The sequence below is a fragment of the Brevibacterium oceani genome, assembly GCF_013623835.1.
Taxonomy (GTDB): domain Bacteria; phylum Actinomycetota; class Actinomycetes; order Actinomycetales; family Brevibacteriaceae; genus Brevibacterium; species Brevibacterium oceani.
This window is the reverse complement of record NZ_JABKDE010000005.1, coordinates 12,390-31,671: the sequence shown is the minus strand read 5'-3', so window position 1 is coordinate 31,671 and position 19,282 is coordinate 12,390. Positions and strand designations below refer to the sequence as shown.

Annotated in this window: 15 protein-coding genes; 8 read left to right on the top strand and 7 right to left on the bottom strand. The window is 63.2% G+C overall.

The window, feature by feature from the left end; genetic code table 11:
- Positions 1-68 precede the first annotated feature (68 nt).
- Complete coding sequence (locus HK401_RS12090; RefSeq protein WP_181275180.1) at positions 69-3,728, top strand: efflux RND transporter permease subunit; 3,660 nt, start codon at positions 69-71, stop codon at positions 3,726-3,728.
- Between the two features lie 82 nt (positions 3,729-3,810).
- Here the strand turns inward: HK401_RS12090 and HK401_RS12085 are convergent, their stop codons facing one another.
- Positions 3,811-4,542 carry a FadR/GntR family transcriptional regulator gene (locus HK401_RS12085; RefSeq protein WP_181274928.1) on the bottom strand — a complete coding sequence of 244 codons (732 nt, stop codon included), beginning with the start codon at positions 4,540-4,542 and terminating at the stop codon, positions 3,811-3,813.
- A 338-nt stretch (positions 4,543-4,880) separates the two neighbouring features.
- On the opposite strand from HK401_RS12085, the gene HK401_RS12080 reads away from it, so the two are divergent.
- On the top strand, positions 4,881-6,566 hold the full coding sequence (locus tag HK401_RS12080) for an L-lactate permease (protein ID WP_181274927.1): 1,686 nt from the start codon (positions 4,881-4,883) through the stop codon (positions 6,564-6,566).
- Between the two features lie 92 nt (positions 6,567-6,658).
- Positions 6,659-7,927, top strand: coding sequence for an alpha-hydroxy acid oxidase (locus HK401_RS12075; RefSeq protein ID WP_181274926.1), 1,269 nt, complete (start codon positions 6,659-6,661; stop codon positions 7,925-7,927).
- Positions 7,928-8,010: 83 nt separating this feature from the next.
- Here HK401_RS12075 and fepB read toward each other — a convergent pair whose 3' ends face one another.
- Positions 8,011-9,042 carry a Fe2+-enterobactin ABC transporter substrate-binding protein gene (gene fepB / locus HK401_RS12070; RefSeq protein WP_181274925.1) on the bottom strand — a complete coding sequence of 344 codons (1,032 nt, stop codon included), beginning with the start codon at positions 9,040-9,042 and terminating at the stop codon, positions 8,011-8,013.
- Between the two features lie 298 nt (positions 9,043-9,340).
- On the opposite strand from fepB, the gene HK401_RS12065 reads away from it, so the two are divergent.
- The 3 genes from HK401_RS12065 to HK401_RS12055 all read left to right on the top strand — a co-directional run bounded on the left by HK401_RS12065 (position 9,341) and on the right by HK401_RS12055 (position 11,969).
- The gene (locus HK401_RS12065; protein ID WP_181274924.1) at positions 9,341-9,748 is read left to right on the top strand and encodes a TroA family protein; all 408 of its coding nucleotides are present in this window, start codon (positions 9,341-9,343) and stop codon (positions 9,746-9,748) included.
- 573 nt (positions 9,749-10,321) lie between these two features.
- Positions 10,322-11,167, top strand: a complete 846-nt coding sequence (locus tag HK401_RS12060; RefSeq protein WP_181274923.1) for an abortive infection family protein — start codon at positions 10,322-10,324, stop codon at positions 11,165-11,167.
- A gap of 76 nt (positions 11,168-11,243) precedes the next feature.
- Positions 11,244-11,969 carry a hypothetical protein gene (locus tag HK401_RS12055; protein ID WP_181274922.1) on the top strand — a complete coding sequence of 242 codons (726 nt, stop codon included), beginning with the start codon at positions 11,244-11,246 and terminating at the stop codon, positions 11,967-11,969.
- Positions 11,970-12,136: 167 nt separating this feature from the next.
- Here HK401_RS12055 and HK401_RS12050 read toward each other — a convergent pair whose 3' ends face one another.
- Together HK401_RS12050 and HK401_RS12045 are read right to left on the bottom strand one after the other, a co-directional pair.
- The gene (locus tag HK401_RS12050; protein WP_181274921.1) at positions 12,137-12,763 is read right to left on the bottom strand and encodes a LysE family translocator; all 627 of its coding nucleotides are present in this window, start codon (positions 12,761-12,763) and stop codon (positions 12,137-12,139) included.
- 154 nt (positions 12,764-12,917) lie between these two features.
- Positions 12,918-13,787, bottom strand: a complete 870-nt coding sequence (locus HK401_RS12045) for an NmrA family NAD(P)-binding protein (RefSeq protein WP_181274920.1) — start codon at positions 13,785-13,787, stop codon at positions 12,918-12,920.
- Between the two features lie 137 nt (positions 13,788-13,924).
- Here HK401_RS12045 and HK401_RS12040 point away from each other — a divergent pair, with 137 nt between their 5' ends.
- On the top strand, positions 13,925-14,530 hold the full coding sequence (locus HK401_RS12040; protein WP_309135978.1) for a TetR/AcrR family transcriptional regulator: 606 nt from the start codon (positions 13,925-13,927) through the stop codon (positions 14,528-14,530).
- A 130-nt stretch (positions 14,531-14,660) separates the two neighbouring features.
- Here HK401_RS12040 and HK401_RS12035 read toward each other — a convergent pair whose 3' ends face one another.
- The 3 genes from HK401_RS12035 to HK401_RS12025 form a co-directional block, all read right to left on the bottom strand.
- Positions 14,661-15,512 (bottom strand): helix-turn-helix domain-containing protein, encoded by an 852-nt coding sequence (locus HK401_RS12035; RefSeq protein ID WP_181274918.1) that lies wholly within the window; start codon positions 15,510-15,512, stop codon positions 14,661-14,663.
- A 115-nt stretch (positions 15,513-15,627) separates the two neighbouring features.
- Positions 15,628-16,497, bottom strand: coding sequence for an SDR family oxidoreductase (locus tag HK401_RS12030; protein WP_181274917.1), 870 nt, complete (start codon positions 16,495-16,497; stop codon positions 15,628-15,630).
- A gap of 247 nt (positions 16,498-16,744) precedes the next feature.
- Positions 16,745-17,416 carry a TetR/AcrR family transcriptional regulator gene (locus tag HK401_RS12025; protein WP_181274916.1) on the bottom strand — a complete coding sequence of 224 codons (672 nt, stop codon included), beginning with the start codon at positions 17,414-17,416 and terminating at the stop codon, positions 16,745-16,747.
- A gap of 84 nt (positions 17,417-17,500) precedes the next feature.
- Here HK401_RS12025 and HK401_RS12020 point away from each other — a divergent pair, with 84 nt between their 5' ends.
- Positions 17,501-18,910, top strand: coding sequence for an MFS transporter (locus tag HK401_RS12020; RefSeq protein WP_181274915.1), 1,410 nt, complete (start codon positions 17,501-17,503; stop codon positions 18,908-18,910).
- Positions 18,911-19,282: the final 372 nt, after the last annotated feature.

Here is a 19,282-nt window from a genome sequence, read left to right as displayed (position 1 = left end):
GACCGCAACGAACCGACCGCAAGCCACCACCCCCGAACCCGGAGGAACCCGTGTCCCTGATCACCCGGATGAGTCTGAAGAACCGCCTCATCGTCGGACTGCTCACCCTCGTGATCGCCGTCTTCGGCGTCGTCGCGACCACCTCGCTCAACCAGGAGACGATGCCCTCGGTCGACCTGCCCAGCACCTCGGTGCAGGCGACCGTGCCCGGCGCCTCCCCGGAGGTCGTCGAGGAGACCGTGACGAAACCGCTGGAGACAGCGCTCGAGGGGGTCGGCGAGCTCGAATCGGTGACCACCTCCACCTCGTCGGGGATGATGACCGCCGAGGTGTCCTGGCCCTTCGGCGAGGACTCCGAGAAGATGACCGACTCGATCCGTTCGGCCGTGGACGGAGCGAAGTCGAATCTGCCCGACGACGCCGAGGTCGAGGTCCTGTCTTATCAGATGGACGACCTTCCGGTGTCGATGTTCGCCGTCTCCGGCGGAGACCCGAAGACGCTCGGCGACCGGCTCGAGTCCGACCTCGTCCCCGAGCTGCGCGCCCTCGACGGAGTCTCGAACGTCGAGGTCACAGGCCAGGACGAGCAGCGGGTGACCATCGACTTCCGGCCCGAAGATGTTGCGGAGAAGAACGTCGTCGAATCCTCGGTCCCCGACGAACTCGAAGCCGCCGGCACCGTCGTCCCCGCCGGTCGTAGCAGCCAGGGAGACACTTCGATGGCCGTGGAGGTCGGCACCGAGGTCGACGCCGTCAAACAGATCGAGAAGACGCCGCTGCGCACCCAGGACGGCACAGTGCTGCTCGGCGATGTCGCCGACGTCGACCTCGACTCGATCGAGAAGACCTCCCTGTCACGCGCCGACGGCAAGGACTCCGTGTCCGTCTCGGTGACCAAGGACCAGGACGCCAACGTCGTCGACGTCTCCCACAAGGTCGCCGACACCCTCGATCGGGTGGGCCCGAAGCTCGGCGACGACACGGAATTCTCGACGATCTTCGACCAGGCGCCGGAGATCGAGAAGTCGATCCACGACCTCTCTGTCGAAGGCGGGCTCGGCCTGATCTTCGCGATCTTCGTCATCCTCGCCTTCCTCGGCTCCTTCCGCTCGACCATCGTCGCCGCGATCTCGATCCCGATGTCACTGCTCATCGCGATGATCGGCCTCCAGGTCGGCGACTACACGCTCAACATCCTCACCCTCGGAGCCCTGACGATCGCCGTCGGCCGCGTCGTCGATGACTCCATCGTCGTCATCGAGAACATCCGCAGGCGCCAGGGCACGACCGACCTGACTGTCAACGACATCGTCGCCAGCGTCAAGCAGGTGGCCGGAGCCATCACCGCCTCGACCCTGACCACAGTCGCGGTGTTCCTGCCCATCGCCTTCGTCGACGGCATCGCCGGACAGCTCTTCCGACCCTTCTCCGTCATCGTCTCCCTCGCACTGCTCGCCTCGCTGGTCGTGGCGCTGACGATCGTCCCGGTCTTCAGCTACTGGGTGCTGCGTCGCAGCCCCAAACCCCTCTCACCCAAACGGCAGGCCGCCACCGACCGCAGCTTCGAACTGTGGACCGCCAAGCAGCACAAGAAGTCCGTGGCTCGTGCCGAACGCCGCCAGAAGACGATCGAGAAGAAGAACGCCAAACGCGCAGCCAAGGACAAGGACCTGCTGCCGGATGCGACCGTCGAACCTGTCGTCTCACCGGCACCAGGGGACGGAGAGGCCTCCGGACGGGTCGACCGGCTCCAGCAGCGCAGCCTGCCCGCCATCATCTCTGCCCTGCACCACCCCTGGCGGACCATCGCGTTCTCCGTGATCATCTTCCTCGTCACGATGATGGGTGCGACCTTCCTCAAGACCGACCTGCTCGGTTCGGCCGGAGCCAACTCGCTGAACATCACCCAGACTCTGCCGGCCGGTGCTTCGCTGGAAGCCGCCGACAAGGCGGCCAAGCGCGTCGAGGCCGTCCTCGGCGACGACCCGGACGTTGAGACCTACTCGACGACGGTCAACGGCCCGGAGTCCGGAGCCGAGAACCAGTTCAACGTCACCCTCGCCGAGGACTCCGAGGCCGAGGTCGCGACGAACCGGATCCGCACCCAGCTGGGTGACCTCGGGAAGGACGCCGGTGAGATCGACGTTCAGGACGCCGGCGGATCCGTCAGCGACGACGTCGAGGTCACGCTCTCGGGCACCGACTTGGGTGCCCTGCGCAAAGCCGCCGACGAGGTGACGGAGAAGATGGCCGACACCGACGGCGTGCGGAACGCCCGCAACGACCTCGCCGCCGACCAGCCGGTCATCGAGGTCGACGTCGACCGGGAGAAGGCCGCCGACTACGGCTACAGCCAGGCCGAGGTCGGCCAGGCGATCGCCGCGGCCCTGCACGGCACCGAGGCGGGAACGCTGACGCTCGAAGGTAAGGAACGCGACATCTTCCTCGCCCCGACCCACCCGGATGCGACCCCGGATGAGATCCGGGCCCTCGAACTGCCCGTCACAGAAGTGCAGACCCAGAACGCCCAGGAGGAGGCCACCGACCGGGTCGAGGAGAAGTCCGACGCCCGCGCCGAGGAGGCCAAACGCAAGGCCGCCGACGATTCGGCCGAGCAGCTCGATCAAGCGCGCGAGGCCCGCGACGATGCCGCCGACCAGCTCGAAGAGGCTCGCAAGGCGCTGCGCGAGGCGGAGAATCCGCCGCCGGCACCGAGTCCCGATGAGATGGCCGCCGATCAGGTGGAACAGGCCCGCGAAGGAGTCGAACAGGCCGAGAAGGGACTGAAGGATGCCAATGACGCGATCGACGACCTCGTCGACGGTCAGCGTGAACAGGAGCAGAGCCAGGAGGAGGAACAGAGCCTCGCCGACGAGCAGGCCGCCATCCCCGACATCACGGGCGACCCGATCACCGTCGACGAGATCGCGAAGGTGAAGAGGACCGAGACCCCGGCGACGATCGACCGGGCCGATGGGGACCGTCAGGTCACGGTGTTCGCGACCCCGGCCGACGGGCAACTCGAATCGGTCACCGCTGCGGCCACCGATCTGACCGAGACGATGGATCTGCCTGAGGGTGTGAGCTTCGATGTCGGCGGCGCGAGCCAGGAGCAGGCCGATTCCTTCGGTCAGCTCGGGGTGGCCATGGCCGTGGCGATCGTGCTCGTGCTCCTCGTCATGATCGCGACGTTCCGCAGCTTCGTTCAGCCGCTCATCCTGCTGGTGTCGATCCCCTTCGCCGCGACGGGTGCCGTGCTGCTCCTGCTGATCACGGACACTCCTCTGGGCATTCCCTCGCTCATCGGTCTGCTCATGCTCATCGGCATCGTCGTGACGAATGCGATCGTGCTCATCGACCTCATCAACAAGCTCCGCGAGGACGGCCTGGACCTCATGGACGCGATCGTCCACGGCACCCGGCTGCGCCTGCGACCGATCTTCATGACCGCGGCAGCGACGATCTTCGCACTCGTGCCGATGTCGTTGGGCCTCACCGGTGGGGGAGTCTTCATCTCGCAGCCGCTGGCGATCGTCGTCATCGGCGGGCTCACCTCATCGACGGTGCTCACGCTCATCCTCGTCCCCGCCCTCTACCTCCTCGTCGAACGACGCAAGGAGACCCGGGCGGCGCACAAGGCGGAGAGGCGAGAGGCGAAGCGGACGGCCGATGCGGAGAGGATCGAAGCAGAGACCGCCGAGGTGGCCCAGCGCCCCGACGAGCAGTAAACCCTATTTGCTACCTGACGGCGGCCCAGCAACCTGGCGCAAGGTTGCTGGGCCGCCGTCAGGTAGCAAGGGACGGGGCTGCTCAGGTTTCGGTGAGTCCGGGGAGCTCCGAGGTTGCGAACCGGATGTGCTCCTCCGTCACTTTCGCCGCTTCCTCCGTCCTGCCGGCGATGATGGCGTCCATGATCTGATGGTGTTGGGCCTGCAGCCGGGACATGAGCTCCTGCGGATCGTCGACCTGGTGGAACGACGCGAAGATGGGCCCGCGCAGAGAGGTTCGGATCGCTCCCGTGAGATCGGAGAAGAGCTGGTTTCCCGCAGCCTGGGCGATGGCGACGTGGAAGGCCGTGTCGGCGTCGTTGAAGGCCTCGAGGCTGACCCCGGGGGTGTCCATGATCGCCAGCTGCGCGTTGATGACGGCCAGGGCATCCTCATCGGCGCGGGTCGCGGCGAGCACGGCGCTCGACTGCTCGAGTTGGACGCGGGTTTCGATGACGTCGCTGAGGCTGAAGTTCGTCAGTGCCACGTGAAGGCGGAGGAAGCGGGTGAGCGCGGCGGTGGGCATAGCGGCGATGAAGGTCCCGGCTCCGCGTCCTGACCCGCCGCTCGCGCGGACGACGCCGAGGCTCTCGAGGACGCGGAGGGCCTCGCGGACGCTCGCGCGGCTGACTCCGAGCTTCGAGGCGAGGTCGCGTTCGGCCGGCAGCAGGTCTCCCACGCCCAGGTCGCCGGCGATGATGCGCTCCTCGATCGCATCGATGACGAGCTCATAGGTCGACGACCTGTTCACAGGCTTCCAATCGGCATCGGCCATCACTCGCCCCTCCTCTCCATGTCAGTTCCTCTCCATGTCGGTCATCATGCTCACGTGATTCTCGCACGCCTTGGGTCCACTCGTCGGACCGCTCCTCGGACCGGGCCTTCGGACCGAGTCCCCCGGTCCAGGTTCCGGGACCCAGCCCCCGGGCAGCCTCGGTGCAGCCCATCGGATTTCGGACGGATGCTTGACGCGGATCACACTCGGCCCTACGATCACATTAATGGTCTGACCTCATAAAGACCATCCCGGAACCGTTCGTTCGTCCGCGATTGACGCGCATTCGCTGAGGAATCGCGCCGCCGTGAGCGAACACGAACCTCGATGGAGACCTCATGTACACACCCGACCTCGCCCCGATCGCCGACAGTCTGCTGTGGTCGTCACTGTTGGCACTGCTGCCGCTGCTGACGATCTTCATCACTCTCGGTGTTCTCAAATGGAAGGCCTATCTGGCCGGTATCGCCTCGGTCGTCGTGGCGCTCGCTGTGGCGGTCTTCGCCTACGGGATGCCAGCCGGTCTTGCCGGGCTCTCTGCCACCCAAGGCTTCGCCTTCGGCCTGTTCCCGATCATGTGGATCGTCGTCAACGCGATCTGGATCTACGAACTCACCGTCCGTTCCGGGCGGTTCGAGGACCTCCGCCTCGTCATCAACGTCATCTCGAGCGACCCGCGGGTGCAGGCGATCCTCGTCGCCTTCTGCTTCGGCGGCCTGCTCGAGGCGCTGGCCGGATTCGGGGCTCCCGTCGCGATCACCGGTGTCATGCTCGTCGCTGTCGGCTTCACCGCGATGCGCGCGGCCGTCGTCGTCCTCGTCGCCAATACCGCGCCTGTGGCCTTCGGTGCGATCGCGACGCCGATCATCACCGCCGGCACCCTGACCGGCATCGACTACCAGGACATCGGCGCGATGGTCGGTCACCAGACCCCGCTGCTCGCCGCCATCGTCCCGCTCTTCCTCGTCTTCCTCGTCGACGGCAGACGCGGACTGAAGCAGATGTGGCCGCTGGCGCTCGTCGTCGGCATCGTCTTCGCCGCCGCCCAGTGGGTGTCGTCGAACCTGCTCTCGGTCGAGCTCACCGACATCGTCTCCTCGCTCGCCGGACTCGCCGCTGCCGTCATCATGCTCCGCTTCTGGAAGCCGGTGGGCGGCCAGGACGCACTGGACAAGATGGCGATCGAACGCGAACACGAGAACACCGACACCCCCGATGCCGGCTCCGCCGCCGGTGCTCTCAAGACCACCGAGGGAACGAAGACGCAGCCGCTGACCGGTTCCCGGGTGTTCCTCGCGCTCTTCCCCTACCTGCTCATCGTCGTCATCTTCTCGGTTTGCAAGCTCGTCCCGGCGATCAACGACTGGCTCGCCAGCACGGATGTGAAGATCCCCTGGCCGGGCCTCGACGGCAATCTGCTCACGGCGACCGGCGAACCCTCGACGAGCACGGTCTACAACTTCCAGTGGCTGTCCTCGCCGGGCACGCTGCTGCTCATCTCGGGGCTCATCATCGCCGTGACCTTCGGCATTACGGCCAAGGACGGATGGAAGACCTACATCGACAACCTCGTGAAGATGCGCTTTGCGATCCTCACCGTCGGCTTCGTCCTCGCGCTCGCCTATGTCATGAACTTCTCCGGACAGACGATCACGATCGGCACTTGGATCGCCGGAACCGGTGCGCTCTTCGCCTTCCTCTCGCCCATCCTCGGATGGTTGGGCACAGCCGTGACTGGTTCGGACACGAGCGCCAACGCGCTCTTCGCAACTCTCCAGCAGACCGCGGCCGAGAACGCCGGAATCGATCCGCTGCTGCTCGTCGGCGCGAACAGCTCGGGAGGCGTCGTCGGCAAGATGGTCAGCCCGCAGAACCTCACGATCGCGGCGACCGCCGTCGGCCTGCTCGGTCAGGAGTCCGCGATCTTCCGCAAGGTGATCTGGTGGTCGCTGAGTATGCTCGTGCTCATGTGCCTCCTCGTCGGCCTGCAGTCCACCGTGCTGTCCTGGATGGTGCCGGCATGATTCGCACCTGACTTCCCCGGGTGCCGGACGCGCGCCGCACCCACCCCCACCTGCCAGTACCCATTCCAACGCAGAAGTAAGGAGCAATACACATGGTCAAGAGACAGATCCCGCAGCCCGCCGAGATCTTCGACCTTATGAAGTTCAAGAAGTTCGAGCTCGACCCGAAGAAGCGCCGCCTGGAGAACGCGCTGACGATCGACGACCTGCGCAGGATCGCCAAACGGCGGACCCCGGCCGCGGCCTTCGACTACACCGACGGTGCCGCCGAGGGCGAGATCTCGATGGAGCGGTCGGTGCAGTCCTTCCGCGATATCGAGTTCCACCCCTCGATCCTCAAGGACGTCACGAACGTCGACACCTCCACCCAGATCATGGGCGGCAGCTCGGCGATGCCCTTCGGCATCGCGCCGACCGGCTTCACTCGACTCATGCAGACCGAGGGCGAGACGGCCGGTGCCGGTGCCGCCGGTGCCGCAGGCATCCCGTTCACACTCTCGACACTGGGCACGACCTCGATCGAAGACGTGAAGAAGGCCAACCCGCATGGACGGAACTGGTTCCAGCTCTACGTCATGAAGCAGCGCGACACCTCCTATGGGCTGGTCGAGCGGGCGAAGAACGCCGGGTTCGACACCCTGTTCTTCACCGTCGACGCCCCCGTGGCCGGTGCCCGCCTGCGCGACACCCGCAACGGCTTCTCCATTCCGCCGCAGCTGACGCCGCAGACGATCATCAACGCGATCCCGCGACCCTGGTGGTGGTGGGACTTCCTGACCACCCCGAAGCTCGAATTCGCCTCCCTGTCCGAGACAGGCGGCACCGTCGGCGAACTCCTCGATTCGGCGATGGATCCCTCGATCGACTTCGACGACCTCGCTGAGATCCGCGCCATGTGGCCCGGCAAGTTCTCGGTCAAAGGCGTGCAGACGCTCGAAGATGCGAAGAAGCTCGCCGACCTCGGCGTCGATTCGATCGTCCTGTCCAATCATGGCGGACGCCAGCTCGACCGTGCACCGGTGCCTTTCGAACTCCTCCCCGAGGTGGCTCGTGAGATCGGCAAGGACGTAGAGATCATCATCGACACCGGCATCCGCAACGGCGCCGATATCGTCGCTTCGCTGGCTCTCGGCGCCGACTTCACGCTCATCGGCCGCGCCTACCTCTTCGGTCTCATGGCCGGCGGTCGGGAAGGTGTGGATCGGGCGATCGAGATCCTCGGCGAGCAGGTCGAGCGCACCATGCGACTGCTGCAGGTGGCGGATGTCTCAGAACTCAGCCCGGCTCATGTGACCCAGCTGCGGCAGTTCAACCGAGACGAGCGGGCTGAGGTCATCGGCTCCCGACCCGCCAGGAGCTGATCGCGTCTTTGCTCACGCAGAACGCACGGCCGGTGACGAAGATCTGAAGTCTCTTCGTCACCGGCCGTGCGTCTGCTCGGCTCCTACTTGCCGAACTCGTCCTCGATGCGGTCGAGGACATTCGTAGCGGAGTAATAGTCGAGGCGGAAAGAATCGAGTCCCATCGAGTACACCGCATCGTTCTTCACGGCTGGAGTGCTCTCGACAAGAGAATTCTTCTTGTAGGCCGCTTCGGTCTTCTCGTTTGCGTTGAACAGGAACACGGATTCGCCGGTGACGGCCTTCGACAGGTTCTCGCCGGTGACTTCGTAGATATCCGAGCGCTTGCCCATCTCGCTCTGGCTGGTCGTGCCCTCGGGCACCTCGGCGAGTTCGAATCCGACCTCTTCGAGCAGCTTGCCCTGTGCGGAATCCGGCGTCCAGACGTTCGCGCTGGCCCCGGAGCCGCCTCCCTTAGCCGTCTCGTTGAAGACCATCCCCGTGACAGGCTGTGCAGGAGCGTCGATGCTGGACTTGACCTGCTCGGCGCGGGAGTCGAATCCGTCGTTGACCTTCTTCGCCTCGTCCTCGTGGCCGGTGATCTCGCCGAGCTTGGTGGCGACCTCCTGCCAGTCCTTGTCGCCGTAGTCGATGACGACGGTCGGGGCTATGTCGCTGAGCTGGTCGTAGATCGCGTTCGCCGAGTCCTGACCGGTCTTCGATACGAAGATGAGGTCGGGTTCTTCTGCGAGCACGGCTTCGACGTCGGGGTCGCCCTGGTAGAGGGATTTGACGTCCCTCTCCTTGGCGACGTCGCTCCACTGAGTGAAGAACCCCTGGTCATCGGCCACGGTCGAGTTGGGCATGGTCGCGCCGGAGGCCGCGACCGGCGCATCGATCGCGAGCAGGCTGCCGGTGAGGGTGACAGCGGTGGAGACGATCGTCTCCGGCTGCTTGTCGATGGTGACCTCATGGCCGGCGTCGTCCGTAATGGTCAGCGGCCACTCGCCGGATGCGTCGGCGGTGTTCTCGGTGTCGGACTCAGATCCGCCGCAGGCGGAGAGGCCGAGAGAGGCGACGAGAACGATCGAGGCGGCTGCAAGACCGCGACTTCGCTTCTTGGTGAAAGGTTCCATGATTCGCTTTCGGTGTATGGGGATCCAGTGCAATGGCACTCGCCGGTGAGGACGGGCCTCGACGCGACGGCGCCCAGATGAGCCTAACCTAATTTCGAGAATCTTCCGGGAATCTGCTCAAGATTCGGGAAAAGATGCTGTCGGCAAGGAAGGCCTCTCGCACGGGCCGCCGATCCGCAGTGCGGGGAAGGTGAGCAGCAGGGCGAGGCCGACGATATGAGATGGGCATTTGCTCGTTGGGCCAGTATCACCGCTTGAGTCCGTCGAGGAGGATCCCGAGATCGCGCTCGTTCGTTGTGTGCCCGATCGCCTGCGCCTGTACACGAACCAGTCGCTCTTCGGAATCATCCTTTATGGCGTCGGGTTCGAGCGTCCGGAGAGTCCGGACGTCAGCGAGCTGGCCCTCGATCTCTGGCTGGAGAACCCTGTTCGGGTCGGAGGTGACTTCAGTTTCTGCTCCAGCTACGGCGACGCTAAGTCGACCGGCGGGGACGAGGCGCTCGAATCGAGCCAGTCGAAGGAGCTGGGGGCGGTCGAGGACGGACAAGCCGTCCGTGTCAACGTCGACGTGTGGATCCTCGGACCGGGCCCACCGCAGCTGGAAAGCTGCCTGATGACTTGGAACAGCGCCTCCGTGGGTGGTGCCGTCGGCACCCGTTCGGCTGACAGTCGGATGAGTCCGCTGGCGGCTCGCTGCGCACTCTGAAATCCCGGATTTCCGGGTGATCGGAGTGTAGGATCTCGCCGAACTTGTCAGCGGCGCACCTCGCTGACCTTCGGTGTGACAGAACCGTGAGACGCCATCTGTCTCACTAACTTGTCAAAACCCTCCGACTCCCTCGCGGAAATAGGCGCAGACAAGGCGGCGCAACCATCCCAATAGGGGCAGTCTTCCCGCAAGCCCTGCCCGCATTTTCACGAGTTCGCGGCGACAAGCGACCACGAGGGCCGGAGCAGAAGGGCAGATGCTGTGCGCGACGCTCACGGGCACAGACAGGACACCCGAAAAGGGCGCACTGGTGGGAGACGAAGCCAGGATTAGCTACGGTGGGAGAATGTCTACCGCCTTAACGTCGCATGCTTCCCACAGTCACCTTTTTAGTGGTGCACAGTGGGTGATTGAGAACCCACAACCACCCACGGAGGGCGGATGCTCCGGCGCTGACAGCACAACATCACGGCGAAGAGTGTCGCACAGAGCTGGTTCTACGTCGATGGCGGCACCGTCCACCAGGACCGGGCTTACTCCGCGCTTCCCGACGAGACCGAGTGGCTCGGCATGAGACTCTTCACTCCGAGGGTGATGCGGCTGCTCGCCGATCAACTGACCGGGACACCCGTGCGAGAAATCGACGCCTTATTCGACGACCGCGGAATCACCCTCGGCCCGCCGCAGCCGCGGGAGAACGACGAGAGCGTGCGGCGCGAGCGGATGCGCCGCTACCTCGCGAACCTGAACTTCGACGACTCCGCCGACACCCAGCGGTTGACCGAAGTCTTCAGCGACACGCTGCAGAAGATCATCCAAGACAACTCGACCGGCTGGGGCAGCAACGACGGGCTGCGGGACAAGTGGGTCCGAATCCTGCGCGAGGACGGCTTCGACATTGACGATGCCACCGGCACCGTACGCATTGGAAACACCGGGGCCCAGCTGACCGATCACGCGCTCAACGCCCTCCCAGACCCGCAGACCATCCACGATCACTTGCGCAGGCTCGGCGACAGCGTCGACACGGATCCGCGGCTCGCCGTGAGCACCGCCAAGGCGCTAATCGAATCAACTGCCAAATGCGTGCTCACCGCCCGCGGACAGAGCTACACTCGGGCGGCGAAGGTCCCCGCACTGGTCAACGCCGCCCAGGAATCGCTCGGCCTCGCTCCCAAATCGGTCAGCGCCGAAGACCGCGCACTGCGCCAGGCCCTGCAGTCGCTAATCACCCTCACCCAGAGCGTGACCGAGATTAGGAACAGCGTCGGCATCGACCACGGAACCGAGGAGGTGCCGAGATGGGTACGTCCCCGCCACGCCCGACTCGTCGTCGGAGCGGCCCAGGTTTGGTGCCAACTCATGCTCGAGACACTCGCCGACCCTGATGCGCCCTGGCGGCGCTCGGAGAACTGACTGAACTGGGCAAAGTAAAACCCCGGCGACATCGGTACGAGAAGCGAGGGGTCATCCGGGGTGTTCATAGACAATGATGTCAGATGAGAAGAGTCGGCGCAACACCGCCGCCGGCGACGACATGCAGGTGGAGGACTCAGTGACCGACCCGACTCACCGCGCCTCAGTTGAACGCTACGTCACTCAGGCACGCCTGGGACCCTACCTCGCCGAAGTCGATGACGACTACGCACTCGCAGAGGAACTGTACATCTGGAACCTCCGGGCCAGCGGCGCATTCCACGAGGTGCTCGGCGTCTTCGAGGTAACACTGCGCAATGCCCTGTGCGAGGAACTCCGTCAATGGCACGGCAAGAGGACGGGCACCTGGCTCGACGACCCGACGGCAGTGTTTGACGATCGGAGGATCGAGCAGATCGAGGAAGCCCGCAGGATCCTCGTCCAGCGTGGGAAGCCGACTACCGAGGGGCGAGTCGTCGCCGAATTGTCCCTGGGCTTCTGGCGGTTCCTACTGTCCAAGCGATACCAAAACACCTTGTGGACGTCTCACTTGCGCAGGGCGTTCCCGGGGATGAAGCCCCAGAAACGTGAGGTCGTCTACGGACATGTCGAAGCTCTGCTCACACTGCGCAACCGGATCGCCCACCACGAGCCGATCCATCGTTTCCCTCTGGTCAACCTCCACGACCGCATGCTGTTAGTCAGCGCGTGGATCGACCCAGACATATCCATCTGGCTCGCCGGTCTGAGCCGGGTACCGTCATTGCTCGCGACACGTCCTGGCTCAGACACGGAAGCTTAAGCACCACAGAGTGGCGATGTCCCGCAACGTACGACTTGGCCTGCGAGTTCTGAAGCTAACTCCGACGCCAAACCCACGCTCTCCGCACGTTCGTGCAAGGTCAGCTCCCTATTTGAGCGATTTCAAACTCTCGATCCGCGTACCCTGATCGCCGGGCGCGCGCTCTGTCAGTGTTCGGTTGCCAAGCGCGCTCCAAGAGCGATCATCACAGCTGCACTCGTACGATCGAGCCAAATCTTGACGCGTTCGCGTGTGAGCACGCCTCGAGCGCGAGTGGCGGCGAGAACGATGACCGAGTGCCACACGATGCCGATGGCAAGGGCGATAGACACCAGGAGCACTCCCCAGGCCGTAGGCGATTCTGTGGGGAGGAATTGGGGGAGAATGCTGATGTAGAAGACTCCGACTTTGGGGTTGAGCATGTTGCTGATCAGCCCGTTGCGAGCAGCGTCGATAGGGTTCTGTGGAATCGGTGCCGAGGTCTCAGCTTCCTTCATCCGGTTGCGCGGGAGAGACTTCCAGATCGCCATACAACCCAACCACACGAGATAACATGCTCCGGCGATCCTCACCACGTCGTATGCGATCGCTGAGGCAGCAAGCAACGCAGTCAGACCGACGAGGCTGGCAACTGCCCAAATGGCGTGCCCGACCTCGACACCAATAACGGCGGCGAATCCTGAACCTCTTCCGTGGAAGAGCGTTGACCGGAGTACGATCATGAGGTCAACCCCGGGTGTGGCCGCGCCGATGACTGCCACGAGGACCCAGGCCAGTAACTGCTGTGGTTCCATTGTCTTCTTTCGAATTAATGTAGTGGTAGTCAACCTCGCCAGCAGTTCGATGACGAAAACTGACAGTTGGCATTTCAATCGTAACTAGCCAGTGAAGCTTACCTCGTTCGACGAGGCTCATACTCCTTCGTCCGTCGCAGGTGCGGTGAGCAGATCAGCGGGCCCTGTTGTCAGCGACGATCTCCTCACCCATTTGGACAGCGATACTGCGTGGGTCGCGTCCGAGGAGCTCAGTGAGCTTTGGGTGTGCGTGAGCAAAGTGTCCGATGCGTGTTGCTTGGAACATTGAGAGCGTGAAACGTGCCGCAGGCTCAGGAACTCCGGAGGCGATCTCCTGGTCGATCCACTCTTCATCGTCAACGACGATGCGGTCAATGTGACGACCGGCCAGTGCGGAGGCTGCCGTCGCGAAATCGGAGAGTGTGACCGGCGAAGTGGGCGTCAGATCAACGGGGCCATTGAAGGCTGCGCCTCGAGTCAGGACCTCTGCCGCTGCTTCCCCGGCGTCTCGACGATCGACCCAGAAGAACGGCCCATCCACCGGTCTGACGATCGTGCCGGTTGATTGCCAGGGCCCGACCAGGTCCGCGATCGTGCCGTAGAAGCCATAGCGCAGAGCAGTCCAGGCCACGCCCGAGGCGGCAAGATAGTCCTCTGTCATCGCATGGATCGTCTGCGGCGAGTAGGGCGAATCGAGAGCTGCCGCGTGCTGGCTGGTGTAGAGAATATGCTGCGCGCCGGCCTCGACTGCGGCGTCGACGGCGCGACGGTGCTGGGCCGCAACGTCGGCAGTGAGGTCGCTGGACGAGATGAGAAGCACCTGGTCGGCGCCCTCAAACGACTCAAGCAGAGCCGCAGGGTCGTCGTAGCTGCCTTGCCGTACTCTGATTCCCTGATCGGCAAGGTGCTGGGCGCGGTTCGGGTCACGGACGCTGACGCCGATCTGACTCGCGGGTACGCGCTTGAGGAGGTGATCGACAACGGCTCCGTTGAGTTTGCCCGTCGCTCCGGTGACGATGATCATGAGACGTCCTTTCATAGGCCGATGCCCGAAGTGAACAGCCAGCTTCGAAAGAGGGACCGCTCGGGCGAACACCGATGGTAAGTTGACACATATAGTCAACTTGTTTTTGAGCACGATAATGTCGAAGTTGACGATGGGTGTCAAGTTGTTTGGTGCGAAGGGATACTGTTGTGATCGAACACGACTCGACTGAGCTTCGTTCTGATGCTCGGCGCAATGTCGATCGGATTCGGGATGCTGCCGTGGAAACCTTCCGCGAGCAGGGCTTTTCTGCGCCGCTGGAAGAGGTCGCCTCGAGGGCCGGAGTGAGCAGGGCGACGATCTTCAACAGGTTCGGCGGCAGGACTGGGCTCATCGATGCCGTCATTGACGCAGTCGTCACCTCGGAGCTGCGCGGCATCATCGACGATGCTCGGTCCATCGCGAACATCAAGGTGCGGATCCAGGAGTACGTCGCCGCCCTCAGAGATATCCAATATCGAGTGCCCGCAGTCAATGATGTGCTGCTCCAGGAGTTCCCGGAATCAGGCGAGCTCATGGCCCTCTGCCATATTGGTGGACGTTTTCACGACGAGTTGGTTGCTGAGGGATGCGCAGAAGGCATCCTCAGTGCATCGTTCACGGCAGAGGACTTTCACGAACTGGTCCTCGACAACGCCATCGTGCTCAAGCATCGTGGCCGCCCATCGCGTCCTGACTACGACCGCCGCACCGAGTTCGTGCTCAATGGAATCCTGCGCTGAGCCTGTGCAGGGCGCATGGTCCTGTCGCTGTTGACGGTCGTTGCTGCGAGCCGGTCTGTGAGGAAGCAGAGACGACCGCTCGGAACAGAACTCGGGCTGGCCAGTGCCGTCCGCGCGCTCGTACAGGTGCTCACCGAGTGTCGGCTGGAGGTGACTGAGCCCAACTGGCCAACAGTCCAAGTGACTCTTGCGAAGTTGTTCCGGGTTCCGCTGTGTAGACATAGAGCACTTGTGACGAATCGCCGGGCAGGCCGAATGTTTCGAACTGGACCTCCAGATCACCGACGATCGGATGTCGCAGGCGCTTCGTGCCATAGGTGCGTTGGTGGACACGGCGTTCCGCCCACCAGCTTCGGAACTCGGCGCTGACGAGAGACAGCTCTCCGACCAACTGCTGGAGTCCACGATTGTCCGGCAGCATCGCAGCCTCCAGGCGGAGCGCCTCGACGGCATTTCGAGCCTGTTCTTCCCAATCGAGAAAAAGTACGCGAGCATCCTCGTCGAGCAGAATCCATCTGACATAGTTGCGGTGCTTGGCCGGAAGCTTCTCAAAGTCCGCAAACAGTGCTCGAGCGAGAGCGTTCGAAGCCAGCACATCGGTGCGATTTCCCAGGATCAGCGCCGGCTGGAAGGTGAAAGAATCAAGAAGTTGATAGAGCCCTGAACGAACTCGCTGCACGCTGGCGCGAGCCTGAGGACGAAGCGTTGGTCCGACTAGCGCACGGAAATACGCTTGGCTGGCGAAGTCCAGATTGAGAGCCTTGATGAGGGCGTCAACGACCTGGGCCGACGGGGTCAGGTTCCGCCCCTGTTCGAGGCGGGTGTAGTAGTCGGCGGAGACACCAGCCAGCAGTGCGACCTCTTCTCTGCGGAGCCCGGGGACGCGCCGGATACGGTCGTCGGGTAGCAGCCCCGTTCGTTCGGGGTCGAGACTTTCGCGTGCTCGTCTCAGGAACTTTCCGAGTTCGTGCGAGTCACTCATGGCACCATTCTCCCAAAACGTCGCGAGAAACCTTCTGTCATCGATTGCCCAGCGGCCCCGGGAGTGGCTGACGTCGCGAAAAGGGCAGACGACACCAGCCACGCTCAAGGTGAAGTCACGAGACGAAGGGTGCCTCGACGTAGTCGGTGCGCTGAGCGAATTCGCGGCCGAGGAGAATTTCGTCCTTCAGAGTGTTGGCTTTGCCCTCGGCCATGTCCGACGAATCCGACCCCAGTTGATAACGCAATGAGCCGCTCTCTGTTTGGGCAATGGTCACTATTGCCTCTGCCGCCTTTATCGGGTCACCGGGCTGACTTCCAGACATTGCTCTGTGCTCGGCGATCATCTCGCGGATGGCCGGATAGGCATCAGAGATGTGGCTGGCCAGAGCGAGTGAGTCGTCGGTAAGGAAGTCGGTGTTGAAGTAGCCAGGTTCGACTACGGAGACCTCGATCCCGTGGTCGGCGGTTTCGGCTGCAAGTGATTCGGAGAGCCCCTCGAGTGCATATTTTGCAGCGCAGTACAGCCCCCAGCCGGGAAAAGAGAGAACTCCGAGGATCGACGAGATGTTGATGATGTGTCCAGATCGTGCTTCACGCATCTGCGGCACTACTGCACGCAAAACGTTCCAGGTGCCGTTGATCTGCACGTCGAACATTGCCTTCACGTCCGCGGCGGTTGTCTCCTCGATGGCTCCCAGGTAGCCGTAGCCGGCGTTGTTGACGACGACGTCTATGCGGCCGAATCGTTCATTTGCTGCGGTGACTGCGCGTAACACGTCTGTCTCGTCTGTGAGCGAGACGTCGAGAGGAAGAAGATTCTCTGTGTCGGTCTCAGCAAGTGCTGACAGGAGTCGTGAGGAGGAACGGGTTGTTGCCGCGACGTGATCACCACGGCCGAGGAGATGGGTGACAAGAGCCAACCCGAGGCCCCGTGATGTGCCCGTGACGAACCAGACGGCTGGACGGTCGGTGGGGTAGGTCATGATGATTCCTTTCTGCGTCGGTAGTTCCATCCTCGATGCCGACCACCACGGAAAACGACCGATAACCTGCCCATTCCTACCTAGGACTCAGAGACCCACTCAGGACGGCCTGCCCGCAGGTGCAGGCAGACTCGACGTCATGAGAGCTGCTTCGATCTCTCGCCGGCCGTGCGGCAGGGTGCAACAGCAGGGGTGCGCGGCACCGTTGGCCTCTAGCCAAGGATCCGACAAGCGGTCCGGACGTCTTTCAGCGGCGTTGACGCGTGACCCCGTTGAGAAGAGCGTCGAGAGCCCACCTCTGGCGTTCGCCAGGTGATCCCTGCATGAACGCTGTCGTATCGAATGCCTCCAGCGCCGGGTGGCGGACAGGGTCTGCCGCAGCCAGAGTGCCAGCGAGGTCATCGGTCTCCTGGCCGGTCCCGGATGCTCTGGCCGCCCACTCAGCGGCGGTGATGCTCGCATACTGGAGGAGGAGATCGATTCCCCACGCAGCAGATCTGTCGTCGGCCCCCGCGGACTGCAGGAGCCGCAGGAGGAGATCGATCAGACTCAGGTAATTGGGCCCTTCGGGCCATACGAACAAAGCAGAACGGGCGAGATTGCCATGTCTGGTGAGCAGCCCGATGTAGTCACCGATCACCCGGTGTACACGCTCACGCCAAGGCTCAGCGCCGTCCCATTCGAGATCGAGATCGGCGAGCAGCCCATCGATCAGGAGAGCGTGCAGCACGGTGACATTCTTCACATAAACGTAGAGCGAAGCCGGCCCGGTATCGAGTTCGGCGGCGACTCGTCGGATCGTCAGCTTCTCCGCGCCCTCGCGCTCCAGCACGCTGAGTGCCGCCGCAACGATCGCATCTCGTGAAAGAGCTGGCTTTGCGGGCCGTTCGCGTCTGCTGATGGGTTCTCGAGTCGTCATGCAACGACTCTACCAAATTACGATCTTGATCGTAACGAACCTGTTCGCTACGATCATGTTCGTTACTTCGAGATTGGAGATTCAATGACCACGAGTACCACAACACCACCCGTAACGGCGCGCGTCGTTTGGCTCACGCTGATCGTCGTCGTTCTCGCCGATGCGATGGACCTCATGGACGCCACCATTGCCAACGTCGCCGCCCCCTCGATCGTGAGCGAGCTCGGCGTGAGTGAAAACGTCATCCCCTGGCTCGGGGCCTCCTATGCCCTCGCGCTCGGGTCCCTGCTCGTCCTCGGCGGGAGGGCCGGTGACAAACTCGGCCAGCGCCGCACATTCCTCACCGGAATGATCGGCTTCATCATCGGCTCCGCCCTCGCCGGGTTCGCACCCAATGCCGAGATACTCATCGCCGCTCGAGTCATCCAGGGGGCGTTCGGGGCGCTGCTCATCCCGCAGGGTATGGCGATCATGGCGGCCACGTTCCCGAAGCCCATGCTGCAGAAGGCCTTCGCGGTCTTCGCCCCGATGCTCGGCGTCTTTGCCGTCGGTGGCCCCATCCTCGGTGGGCTGATCATCGATGCGAACCTGTTCGGCCTGGGTTGGCGACCGATCTTCCTCATCAACATCGTCCTCGGCGGCGGTGCCCTCATCCTCGCCTTCCGCTACCTGCCCACCGTTCCCGCACAGCGCTCAACCCGCATCGACCTGATCGGCAGCATCCTGCTCGCCCTCGCCCTGTTCGGCCTACTTTTCGGCCTCGTCACAGGCTCTTCCGATGGATGGAACATGCTCACGATCGGCAGCGTGATCATCGGGCTGATCCTTCTTGGTCTGTTTGGATGGCGGCAAGCTCGAGCGGACGAACCGCTTCTGCCCCGCAGTCTGCTAGCCAACCGCGGATTCACCTCTGGACTCATTGTCGGACTCTGCGTCTTCGCGAGCTTCAGCGGACTGATGTACGTCATCAGCCTCTTCTTCCAGCTCGGTCTCGGCTACTCACCAACCAAGACCTCCCTGAACCTGATCCCGCTGACCATCGGCATCATGGTCGGTTCCGGAATCGCGAACGCACTGATCCTCAAGCTCGGCAGGCGCCTAGTACTCATCGGAATGCTCACGACAATTCTCGGTACAGGTCTCCTGCTCATCTTCGTCCTTATTTCCGGAGCTCAGGTGATCTGGTGGCAGAACCTCATCGCTACCAGTCTCATCGGAATCGCTGCAGGGATCTGCTTCAACTCGGTATTCAATACTGCTCTCGGCAACCTCAAGCCCGAAGAAGCCGGCTCCGCCAGCGGCTCCCTCAGCGCCATTCAGCAGATCGCCAACGGCATCGGCTCAGCGCTCGTCACCACGATATTCATCGGCACCCTCGCAAGTGGCACAGCCACCGCAATGATGACCACCCTCATTGTCATTCTTGCTATCGCTGTACTGTGCCTCCTTGCGGTGCCGCTCCTCCCGCGCTCAGCAGTCGCGCTTGCGGAATGAGGGTGTCAGTCCCGCCCTCAACGATGCTCAGCTCGTGACGGACCTACGGGCATAGCCCGGAACCGACATGTTACGAAGAGACCGGAGGGATGGCCGTGACAGTCAAGCGCTCATACATACTCCAGACGCGAGGAGGTGCAGTACCGGAACGCTACGTTGCGAACGACCATTCTCACGGTCCTCGATTGACAGGTGCGTGAGAAATTTGACACGCCATGGCCAAGAAAGTGAGAAAGTGACAACTTAAACGAGAACCTACATTGTAGGCTCTCGGAGCACTTGTCCCTGCCTTACGGCTCTGACCTGCGACTTGACAACTAGGTGAGATTGCTTCTGTCTCACCAACTTGTCGTAATCCTCAGCGAGTAGCCC